Annotated in this window: 6 protein-coding genes; 5 read left to right on the top strand and 1 reads right to left on the bottom strand. The window is 69.9% G+C overall.

Annotated features, from left to right (window positions below):
• Positions 1 to 148: 148 nt before the first annotated feature.
• On the bottom strand, positions 149 to 1,975 hold the full coding sequence (locus ACFV9G_RS28890) for a flavin-containing monooxygenase (protein WP_378732746.1): 1,827 nt from the start codon (positions 1,973 to 1,975) through the stop codon (positions 149 to 151).
• Between the two features lie 104 nt (positions 1,976 to 2,079).
• On the opposite strand from ACFV9G_RS28890, the gene ACFV9G_RS28885 reads away from it, so the two are divergent.
• The 5 genes from ACFV9G_RS28885 to ACFV9G_RS28865 all read left to right on the top strand — a co-directional run bounded on the left by ACFV9G_RS28885 (position 2,080) and on the right by ACFV9G_RS28865 (position 11,231).
• The gene (locus ACFV9G_RS28885) at positions 2,080 to 3,261 is read left to right on the top strand and encodes a GAF domain-containing protein (protein ID WP_378732744.1); all 1,182 of its coding nucleotides are present in this window, start codon (positions 2,080 to 2,082) and stop codon (positions 3,259 to 3,261) included.
• A gap of 149 nt (positions 3,262 to 3,410) precedes the next feature.
• Complete coding sequence (locus tag ACFV9G_RS28880; protein ID WP_378732742.1) at positions 3,411 to 3,734, top strand: CU044_2847 family protein; 324 nt, start codon at positions 3,411 to 3,413, stop codon at positions 3,732 to 3,734.
• Entirely contained in the window at positions 3,724 to 8,001 is a 4,278-nt protein-coding gene (locus ACFV9G_RS28875; protein WP_378732740.1) for a trypsin-like peptidase domain-containing protein, read from the top strand. Before ACFV9G_RS28880 ends, ACFV9G_RS28875 begins: the two co-directional genes overlap by 11 nt.
• Before the next feature lie 120 nt (positions 8,002 to 8,121).
• The gene (locus ACFV9G_RS28870) at positions 8,122 to 8,847 is read left to right on the top strand and encodes an ABC transporter ATP-binding protein (protein WP_378732738.1); all 726 of its coding nucleotides are present in this window, start codon (positions 8,122 to 8,124) and stop codon (positions 8,845 to 8,847) included.
• Positions 8,847 to 11,231: an ABC transporter permease gene (locus ACFV9G_RS28865; protein WP_378732736.1), complete on the top strand. Its 2,385-nt coding sequence runs from the start codon at positions 8,847 to 8,849 to the stop codon at positions 11,229 to 11,231. Before ACFV9G_RS28870 ends, ACFV9G_RS28865 begins: the two co-directional genes overlap by 1 nt.
• Positions 11,232 to 11,308 lie beyond the last annotated feature (77 nt).

Genomic DNA, 11,308 nt, shown 5'->3' with positions numbered 1-11,308 from the left:
GGCGCATCTTGACCGGCTCGCTCGCTTCGCTTCGCGAGACACGGGTCAAGATGCGCCGACTCGGCAGGGTTACGACGCGGCTCGCTCGCTTCGCGAGACACCGGTCAAGACGCGCCGACTCGGCAGGGTTACTACGCCGCGGGCGCGCTCAGGAGAGATGATGCACGGGCGCCAGGTTGTAGACCGGCGTCTCGATCCCCTCGAACCGGGCCTTGAGCTGCAGCGCGAGATAGAGCGAGTAGTGGCGCGACTGGTGCAGGTTGCCGCCGTGGAACCACAGCGCGTCCTGCTGGGTCGGCTTCCACATGTTGCGCTGCTCGCCCTCCCATGGCCCAGGATCCTTGGTGGTGGAGGAGCCCAGACCCCAGCACTTGCCGACGCGGTCGGCGACGTCCTGGCTGATCAGGTCGGCGGCCCAGCCGTTCATGGAGCCGTAGCCGGTGGCGTACACGACGAGGTCGGCGTCGAGCGAGGTGCCGTCCTCGAGAACCACGGCCGAGGAGGTCAGGTGGGAGACCTGGCCGTGGGCGAGCTCCACGTCGCCGTCGGCGACCAGCTCGGCCGAGCCCACGTCGATGTAGTAGCCCGAGCCGCGGCGCAGGTACTTCATGAACAGCCCGGAGCCGTCGTCGCCCCAGTCGTGCTGGAACCCGGCCTTCTCCAGCCGCGCGTAGAAGTCGGCGTCGCGCTCGGCCATCTGCTCGTACAGCGGGATCTGGAACTCGTGCATGATCCGGTAGGGGAGCGAGGCGAAGACCAGGTCGGCCTTCTCCGTGGTCATCCCGGAGGCGATCGCACGCTCGGAGTAGAGGTCACCGAGGCCGATGTCCATCAGCGTGTCGCTCTTCACGATGTGGGTCGAGGAGCGCTGCACCATCGTCACGTCCGCGCCGTGCTCGAACAGCGCCCCGCAGATGTCGAAGGCCGAGTTGTTCGACCCGATCACGACACACCGCTTGCCCTCGTACGCGTCCGGGCCAGGGTGCTTGGAGGAGTGGTGCTGCTCGCCCTCGAAGATGTCCATGCCCGGCAGGTCGGGGATGTTCGGCTTGCCGGACATCCCGGTGGCCATGATGAGCTGCTTCGGGTGCAGGGTGATCTCCTCCCCGCCGCGCGAGACGTTGACCGTCCACTCACCGTCCTCATCGGAGTAGGAGGCGCTGGTAGCGGTGGTCGAGGACCAGTAGGGCACCTCCATCACCTTGACGTAGGACTCCAGCCAGTCGCCGATCTTGTCCTTGGGTGCGAAGACCGGCCAGTTGTCGGGGAACTTCAGGTAGGGCAGGTGGTCGTACCAGACCGGGTCGTGCAGGCACAGCGACTTGTAGCGGCCGCGCCACTGGTCACCCGGCCGCTCGTAGCGGTCGATGACGAGTGCCGGCACCCCGAGCTGGCGAAGCCGCGCGCCGAGCGCGATCCCGCCCTGGCCGCCACCGACGATCACCGCGTACGGCTGCTCGGTCAGGCCCAGCGTCTCCGCCTCGGCCTGCCGCTTCTCGGCCCAGGTCACCCGGTCGCGGTTGACGCCGTGCTCGGCACCCTTCGGACGACGTACGCCGCGGGGCTCCTCGTGGCCCTTGAGCTCGTAGAGGGTGGTCAGGAACGTCCACGCCTTGGGGCGGTCATCCTCCACCTTGAGGCGCAGCAGCCCGCGACCGCGCCCGAGGGCGGTCTCGAAGGTGAACCACGCCGTGGTCACGCCCGCATCGGTGGTTTCCGGCTCCTCGAGCGCGAACCCGGAGGGGTCCACGCGTTCCAGCGTGGTCGAGAGCAGGTCGGCGACCCCGGCCGGGTCCTCGACGGTGGTGATGTTCCAGGAGAAGGCGACCAGGTCGCGCCAGAAGCTCTTCGTGGCGAACATGCCAGCCGCCCGCGGGACGTCGCGTGCCTTGAGGGCCGCCTCGAAGTCGGCGAGCCAGGTCTGCGCCGGGCCGTTCTGCACGGCCGGGGGAGGGGAGTCGAGTGTCTGCGTCATGCCTCCAGCACACCGCCGCGCGGGCGCGGGAGAAAGGGTTGCAACGGATTGCATGTGGCGCGGGTCACAGCGAGCACCTACCCTCGGAGACGGAGGTGGACGGCATGACAGCGACCGGAGCAGTCCCGGCGGGAGCGGACCTGCCGCGCCTCGCCCGCGACCTCGTACGCGTCCACGACGCCGTCCTGTCCGGCAGCCGCCCGCCGAGCACACCCCGGATCCTGGTCGAGCGCTCCTGGCGCCGCGTCATGAGCATGGGTCTGGAGCCCGGCAGCAGCAACGGCAGACGTACGCCTTCGGCCGCCGAGTGCGCGACGCGACGAGCCCGCTCGCCGCTGGCGACGGTGATCGGCGACCTGCGAGCGGTGCTGACCTCGGCGGCGGATGCCGCGACGTACCTCATGGTGGTCACCGACGCCGAGGGCGTGGTGCTGTGGCGCGAGGGCTCGGCGCGGGTGCTGCGGATCGCCGACCAGCTCGGCTTCGTCGAAGGTGCGCTGTGGACCGAGCGCGCGGTCGGCACCAACGCGATCGGCACCGCGCTGGCCGAGGCGGCCCCGGTCGAGCTCTTCTCCGCGGAGCACTTCGAGCAGGCCCAGCATCCCTGGTACTGCACCGCCGCCCCGATCCACGACCCCCGCACCGGCGCCCTGCTCGGCGTCGTCGACGTCAGTGGGCCTGCGTTGACCCTCCACCCGGCGATCGGCGCCCTGGTCGAGAGCGCGGTGCGCCTGGCCGAGATGAGTCTGTGGCGCCACCACCAGGAGTGGCTGGAACGGCTGCGTCGCGAGACCGACCACGTCGTCTCCGCCGTCGATGGTCCGCTGCTGGTCGTCGACGACGACGGCTGGGTCGCCCACCACGCCGGGATGGCCGCCCGGGACCGGATCGCGGCGCCGCGGCAGGACAAGATGCTGACAGTCCCGGGCCTGGGGCTGTGCCTGCCCGAGCGGGTCGGCGAACGCGGCTGGCTGGTCCGGCCGACCTCCTCGGGGTCGGGAAGCCTGACCGCCCGCCTCGATCCGGACGGGACCCTCGAGGTCGTCTCGGGGTCGGGCAGCTGGCGCACCACCCTGACCCGGCGCCACGTCGAGATCCTCACCCTCGTCGAGGCGGCCGGCCCCGCCGGTCTCACCGCGCGCGGGCTCAGCGAAGCAGTCTTCGGGGACGCCGAGCACATCGTCACCGTGCGCGCCGAGGTCTCCCGGCTGCGCCGCTCGATCGGTGCCCTGGTCTCGACCAACCCCTACCGCTTGGCCGACGGGGTCACGCTCACCCGGGGTTGAGGTCACGATCGCCGAGGTCGTCGCCCTGGACCCGTAGTTGGCAATTCGGCGATCACCCGCGCCGACCGCCGCTATGTTGGTGCGATCGCAGTCTTGGGAGGCGTTCGTTGATCGGTCGTTGGGACTCGTTCCCCGTTGTCGTCGCCGGCGTGGAGCTAGAGGTCGAAGTGGCTCGGCCGGCCGGCTCGGAGGACACCGGGCTCGGGGAGAAGGCACGCGACGCCATGTCCGGAGCGTTCGAGCACGCGCAGGAAGCGATCGTCGCAGTGGCCACCTCGACAGTCGACACCATCGAGCAGCTGGGCAGCCGGACACGTCAGCCGGACGAGGTGCAGGTGAAGTTCGGGTTGAAGTTCTCGGCCAAGGGCAACGTGATCGTCGCCGGAGCATCGAGCGAGGCGACTCTGGAAGTGGCGCTGACCTACCGAGCCACCGCCGAACACGGCGTCGAACACAGCGTCGATGTCGTCTGACGATCGCGTTCCGGGATATCTCGGAAGGGTTCTCGACGCGGAGAGTCGTCCCGTCGGCACCTGCTTTCAGGTGGTGCCCGGTGTCCTGGTCACCGCATGGCACGTACTGCGGGACGCCGACGTCGGGAACCTCGGCGACGAGGTCAGGATCGAGCCGCTCGGCGGCGGAGACGGTTTCGCCGCGCGGGTCGAGAATGCCGACCAGCTGCGTGATCTCAGCGTGCTGCGTGCGGAGAGCGGCCTGGCAAAGGACGTGCCGGGCTTCGCGGCCGCGGACGGGACCCGGCTGCGGACGGACGTGCTGGTCACCGGCTGTGCGGATCTGCGCGACTCGCACCAGTACCAGTTCCTGGACGCGCCGGGCCAGTGGGCGGGTGGCACGACCCGGGACGACGGCGTGCGGCTGGGTCGGCTCACCGCCAGCGGTGTCATGCGGGGAATGTCGGGTGCCCCGGTCCTGGCCGACGGCGCAGTGGTCGGTGTCGTCCGAGCCAGGTACAACACCGACGACGGTTGGGGACGTGACACGGTCTGGGTCGCCCGGACCGAAGACCTCGAACCCCTGCTGCGAGACATCGGTGTCGAGGTGTCCGCCCGAGGGACGGCCGAGCGCGACGACCCGCCCGCTGCGGGTGGCGTCTGTCCCTATCCGGGCCTCGCGGCGTTCGACAGCCGCCAGTCCGCCTGGTTCTTCGGCCGCACGGACCTGACCGTGCGACTCCTCGAACGACTGGCGGTGGCCGAGGAGCGCGGGCTGCCGTTGATCGTGGTCGGTGTGTCCGGATCCGGGAAGTCGTCGCTCCTGCACGCCGGCCTCCAGGCCGCTCTTCTGCGGGGAGATCTGTCGATCCCCGGTTCCTCGGCCTGGCCACAGATCCGGTTGACGCCCGGCTCTCGGCCGCTGACCGAGCTGGTCAGTCACACCGCCGCAGTGGCAGGTGTCCCGGTGGGGACGTCGGTGGGTGACGTACGCGAGACCCCGGCGAGGTTCGCTGCTCTGGTACGTCAGGCCGCGATCGCGCACGCACGGCAGAGGGGACAAGACGTTCCCGGCCGGGTGGTGCTGATCATCGACCAGCTCGAGGAGGTCTTCACCTTGTGCGAGGACGCTGCCGAGAGGGCAGCGTTCGTCGCCGCGCTGCGCGCCGCGGCCCACGGCGTCTCCGGCGACGAGACCACTCCGAGCGCGCTGGTGATCGCCAGCCTGCGTACCGACTTCTTCTCCGCCTGTGCGGAAGAACCGGGTCTGGCCGAGATCTTGCAGGACAACCAGTTCCTGGTCGGAAGGATGAGCCCGGCCGAGCTCCGGAGCGTGGTGGAGGGACCTGCCGAGGCCGTAGGTCTCCACCTCGAACCGGGCCTCGTCGATCGGGTGATCGATGACGTCGTCGACGCCTCCGGACATCAACCAGGCACCTTGCCGCTGCTCGCCTACGCGCTGGAGGCCACCTGGGGCAAACGACGTGGCAACACCATGACCCTGGCCAGCTATCAGGAGGCCGGGGGCGTACGAGGCGCGATCAGCACGGCTGCGGAGAATCTGTTCCGATCGATGGACGAGGAGCAACGACGGATCTTGCGGCGGTTGCTGCTGGCCTTGGTCGCGGTCGGCGACGGTTCCGACGACACCCGGCGCCGGGTGTCGAAGTCAGAGCTGACCGGTGGCGGCGAGCAGACCGGCAAGCAGACCGAGACCGTGCTCAACCGCCTGGTCGCCACCCGCCTGGTCACGGTCGACCGGGACACCGACGGAAACGGCACCGTCGAGATCGCCCATGAGGCTCTGCTCGGTGCCTGGCCCCGGTTGACCACCTGGCTCAGCGAGGACCGGACCGGCCTTGTCGTCCACCGCAGACTCACGGACGCGACGAGCACCTGGGTGCGCCTCGAGCGCGACGACGGGAGCTTGTACCGAGGTGCGCAGCTCGCCGACATCCGGGCCTGGCTGGACGAACGAGGCGACCGTAGGGCGAGCCTCACGGACCTGGAGCTGGAGTTCGTCACAGCGAGCGAGATAGCAGAGGACGCCACCCGCGAAGCCATCCGGCGCAACAACCAGATGCTGCGCCGCGGGGTGGTCGCGCTGGCCGCTCTGCTGGTCGTCGCCATGGTCGCGGGCGGACTCGCGATCTGGCAGCAGCGGGTCGCGGACGAAGAACGAGCCACGGCGGAACGGCAGCGCACGTCCGCGGTGTCGCGGTTGTATGCGCAGGAGTCGGTTGCCGCCCGTGACACCGATCCTCGTCGGTCTCTGCTCCTGGCGATGGCCTCGTGGCAGCTGGCGCCGACGGTCGAAGCACGCGGGGCCCTCCTGGCCACGCAGGTCGTGCCCTACCGGGGAGCGCTCGACCCCGGGACGGCCCGACTGGTCGACACGGATCTGAGCCCGGACGGCAGGACGGCCGCGCTGACGACGACCACCGGTTCCGTCACGTTGTGGGACACCCGGAGCCATCGGCAGATCGCTGAGGTGACCGGCGCGGACGACGAGTTCCCCACCGTCGAGTTCAGCCCGGACGGGAAGGTCCTCGGCACCACCCACGTCAGTGATCGACCGGATCACCGGCTGCGGTTGTGGGACCCGCGCACAGGAAGTCCGGTGCGAAGCCTTCCGGTCCCCGAGAACGTCGTCGGTCTGGTCTTCAGCGAGGACGGCAACCGCCTCGCGACCGTCTCGCGCGACAGCCCGACGATCATGGTGTGGGACGTGAGCACCGGCCGACGGCTCAAGACCTTGGACAAGGGCGGCGCCGCCTCCGGGGTCGCTTTCAACCACGATGGCTCGCTGATCGCGGCCGGTGCGGGCGACAACAGCGTGCGGCTGTGGAGGACCGACACCGGTCGGCAGGTGGCCGTCTTCACCGGACACGAGAAGCTCGTGACCAGCGTGGACTTCAGCCCGAACGGACGACTGCTCTCCAGCAGCAGCGCCGACGGGACCGTTCGGCTGTGGGACGTCCGAGACGATGGGGGACCGAGCATCCAGGTGCTTCGTCCGACAGAAGAAGACGAGCTCATCATGGACGCGGAGTTCAGTCCGGACGGACAGCAGGTGGTCGCGGGCACGAACAAGGGCAAGGGCGTCCAACGGTGGCGCGTCGCCGACGGCGAGGCCCTGCCGGCCTTCTTCGGACACACCAACGGCGTCGGCTCGGTGGACTACCGTCGCGACGGGCGCACCGTGCTCAGCGGAAGCGTCGACGGATCGGCGATCCTGTGGCAGGCCCAGACGAACGTGATCTACCAGTCGCATGCCCCGGTGGCCGCGGCATTCAGCCAGGACCGGCGACTCCTGGCCTTCACCAGGGACAACACGGTCACGCTGTGGGACGCGGTCCGGCGGTCGTTCGTTCGGGAGCTGAAGACCGGCGTGGTTCATTCACTGTCGTTCAGCCCGGACGGGACCCAGCTGGCCACGGCAGGCGCCGACGGCTCGGTGCGGTTGTGGAGCACCACCTCCGGACGCTCGGGACGCCCCGGCACCATCGGGGACGACATGGTGGCGTACTCGGTCAGGTTCAGCCCGGACGGAAAGACCCTGACTGCGCACGGTGGCCCGTCCTATGACGACTTGAGATCAGGCACCGCGCGGATGCCCGCGCGCTATGTCCAGCTGCACTGGGACCTCGCCGAGCCCATCGCTGATCCCGTGCGGACCACCTACCAGGTCCGCGATGTCTCGACCGACCCGTACCCGACCGGTGACACGGCCTACTCGCCTGACGGGAAGCTGTTCGCGGTTCCGTTGAGCACCGATGCGGTCGAGGTGCGTCGAGCCGGGAACGGCAAGCTGGTCGACACCATCAGATCCGGTCACGGAAGTGTCACCTCGGTGGCGTTCAGCAACGACGGCACCGTGCTGGCCACCGGTGGGGCCGACCGCAATCTACGACTGTGGAAGGTCTCCTCGAGAAAGCAGATCGGCTCCACGTTGAGCGGACACGACGGGGCTATCAGCCGGATGGCCTTCCTGCCGGACGGCGACACGCTCGTCTCCGTCAGCCAGTCCGACGACTCAGTGCGACTGTGGAGCCTCTCCGCGCACCGATCTGTGGCGGCGGTGCCTACCTTGGGCAACCTGAACGACCTCGCGGTGCAGCCTGAGACCGGGCTCGTCGCTGTCACGGGCGTCTACTCCCAGGTCGACATCCTCGAACCCGACCCGGATCGGGTGCTCGCCGATCTCTGCTCCGTCTTCCGCGGCACGTCGCTCGCCGAGGAATGGAAGTCCACCGGAAACGACCCGGACCAAGCTCCCCGATGTTGAGAGGCTGCCGGGATCAGGGATGACCCTGGGGCGACCCTTGCCGATCAACCCCAGGTCGTACGCCCGGATCAGCCCCCAGCCCGATGCGCACTGACGCCTCCCGGCGAGAGGCTCTGGGGCATGACACAGACCTCTGTTCCCACGATGACGGCCGCCGCGCGGGCGGTGGGCCTGACCAAGACCTACGGCAAGGGTGCGACCGAGGTGCACGCACTGCGCGGGGTCGACCTGGAGATCCGCAGCGGCGCCTTCACCGCGATCATGGGCCCGAGCGGCTCGGGCAAGTCGACGCTGATGCACTGCCTGGCCGGCCTCGACCGTCCCACCAGCGGCGAGGTGACGGTCGCGGGCCAACCGCTGCAGAACCTCAACGACGACCAGCTGACCATCTTCCGGCGGGAGAACATCGGCTTCGTCTTCCAGGCGTTCAACCTGCTGCCCATGCTCACCGCCGGGCAGAACATCCAGCTGCCGCTGGAGCTGGCCGGCAAGCGGGTGACCGACGAGACCCGTGCGCGGGCGCAGATGATCGCCGACACCCTCGGCATCGGAGGCCGCCTCGGCCACCGACCGAGCGAGCTCTCCGGCGGCCAGCAGCAGCGCGTGGCCATCGCCCGCGCCCTGGTCACCCAGCCCGCGATCCTCTTCGCCGACGAGCCCACCGGAAACCTCGACTCCGAGACGTCGGCCGAGGTCCTCGACCACCTGCGCCGCAGCGTCCGCGAGCTCGGCCAGACCGTGGTCATGGTGACCCACGAGGCCTCCGCCGCGGCGTACGCCGACGAGATCGTCACCGTGATGGATGGGACCCTAGAAATTCGGCAGAGCGACGGGGTGACGCGCTGATGCGGACGGTGCTGTTCGCATCCCTGCGGACCTACGCCCGCCGGTACGCCGCAGCAGTCGTGGCGGTCATCGCCGCGGTCGCGCTGATCGTGGTGACCAACGCCCTCACCTCGGCGACGAAGTCGGGCCTGTTCGCAGGCATCGACGCGCCGTTCCGCAACGCGGTGGGCGCGGTCGACCTCCCCTCCGATGAGGTCACCGACAAGTACGTAGAGAAGGGCGGCTGGGCGCTGGCCCTCTCCATGAAGCCGGTCCGCACCGACGAGACCATGCTCGGCCAGGACATCATGGTCGGCGCGGTCTCCACCGAGAAGCGCTGGCAGTGGCAGGACCTCGAGAAGGGCCGGTTCCCGACCCGCGCCGGCGAGGCCGTGGTCGATGCCAACGCCGCCAAGACCAACAAGGTCGCCATCGGCGACACGCTGCAGGTCGGCAGCGGCACGACCGCGATCAAGACGACGGTCGTCGGCCTGGTGGACGCCCCGTCGATGTGGTCCTCGCCGATCTACGTCACCTGGCCCGAGATGCAGGCCTGGGAGGACCAGTACGTCCAGGCCGTCATGACCGCGGGACCCGGTGCCGAGGCCGACAGCTGGCTGAACACCGACGACTACCTCACCGAGCTGCAGACCCAGCTCAACAAGGAGGTCAACGTCGTGGCGTACATGGTCCTGATCTTCGCCTTCATCGCGCTGTTCGTCTCCGTGCTGGTCATCACCAACACCTTCTCGATCCTGTTCGCCCAGCGGATGCGCGACTTCGCGCTGCTGCGCGCGATGGGTGCGACGAAGCGTCAGGTCCTGCGATCGGTACGCCGCGAGGCGCTCGCTCTCGGGGTGCTCGCCTCGTTGCTCGGCCTGGTGGTCGGCGTCCTGCTCGGCTGGGGGATCGTCGCGCTCGTACGGCAGCTCGCCGAGACCGCGCCGCTGGGTGCGGTGGCCTTCGAGTGGCCCTGGCTCGTGGGCGCGTTCGTCCTCGGTGTGCTCACCACGCTGGTCGCCTCGTGGCTGCCCACTCGCCGGCTGATGCGGCTGAGCCCGCTGGCTGCGCTGCGGCCGCAGGAGGGCTTCGACGTACGCGGCGCGGGGATGTTCCGGATCGGTCTCGGTCTGGTCGTGGCACTGGCCGGAGTCGCGACGATCTTCGTGGCCGTGGGCTGGGACGACGCCCAGACCGGGATGCTGATCGTGCTGCTCGGCTGCGGGGTCACCTTCATCGGCGTGATGCTCCTCGGGCCGGCGCTGGTGCCGGGTCTGGTGCGGTTGGCCGGGTCGGCGCTGGCCCTGGTCGCCGGCTCCCCGGCGAAGCTCGCCGCGGCCAACGCCGGACGCAACCCGAAGCGCACCGCCGCGACCGCGGCATCACTCCTCGTCGGTGTCACCCTCACCACCGGCGTGCTCACCGGGATGGCGACCATCCGTGGTGCCACCCTGGACGAGATGGCCGAGCAGCACCCGATCGACATCGCGCTCCAGGCCGAGTCGAAGCCGCTGCCGGACTCGGTGGCCGGGGACGCGAAGGCGGTCCCGGGCGTCGCGGACGCGGTCGCCGTACCGGGAGCGATGGCATCGGTGCGGACCGACGGCAAACCCGTTCCGCTGCCCGTCGTCGCCCCGCCGGGCGGAGACATCGCTCTCGAGGACATGAGCGTGAAGCCCGGCACCATGGTGATCTCCCCGGCGGCCGCCTCGGCCTTCGTGGAGGACGAGTTCGACGCGACGGGCGAGAAGGTCGAGCTGGTCGTCGGTGACCGGACCGCGACGGTGACCCTGGACGTACGCGAGATCGACGGGGCTCCGCAGATCTCCGCGACCACGCTGCGGACGCTGACCGAGGACCCGCAGACGTACGCCGTCTGGGTCCGTGCCGACGCGGGCGCCGACCCGGAGGACCTGGCGGGAGCGCTCGGGGTGCTCGCCCCCGACGCCGAGCTCATCAACGGCAAGGGTCAGCGTGCCTGGGTCGAGCTGCAGCTGGACGTGTTCACCTGGGCCGTGATCGGGCTGCTGGCGATCTCGGTGCTGATCGCACTGGCCGGCATCGCCAACACCCTCGGCCTCTCCGTGCTCGAGCGCGGTCGCGAGCACGCCCTGCTGCGGGCGCTGGGCCTGACCCGGCGCCAGCTGCGGCGGACGCTGGCCGCCGAGGCGGTGCTGCTCTCGGCAGTGGCGGCCCTGGTCGGCACCGCGCTGGGCGTCTTCTTCGCCTGGGGTGGCAGCGAGATCCTGGTCGGCGACATGCTGCCCGATGCCACCTTCGAGCTGCCGGTGCTGCAGCTGGTGGCGGTGGTCGTGGCAGCGGGCCTGGCCGGCCTGGTCTCCTGCGTGGCGCCGTCCAAGCGGGCCACCAAGGTCAGCCCGGCGGAGGGACTCGCGCTGGACTGACCATCGGTAGGAATGTGTTGGTCTCGACACGGACTCGTTCGTTCCTCACGAGTCCGGCTCGACCGACGGGTTCGCCC

Origin of the sequence: Nocardioides sp. NPDC059952 (assembly GCF_042730435.1) — a bacterium.
GTDB lineage: Bacteria > Actinomycetota > Actinomycetes > Propionibacteriales > Nocardioidaceae > Nocardioides.
This window is presented reverse-complemented; position numbering and strand designations above follow the sequence as displayed.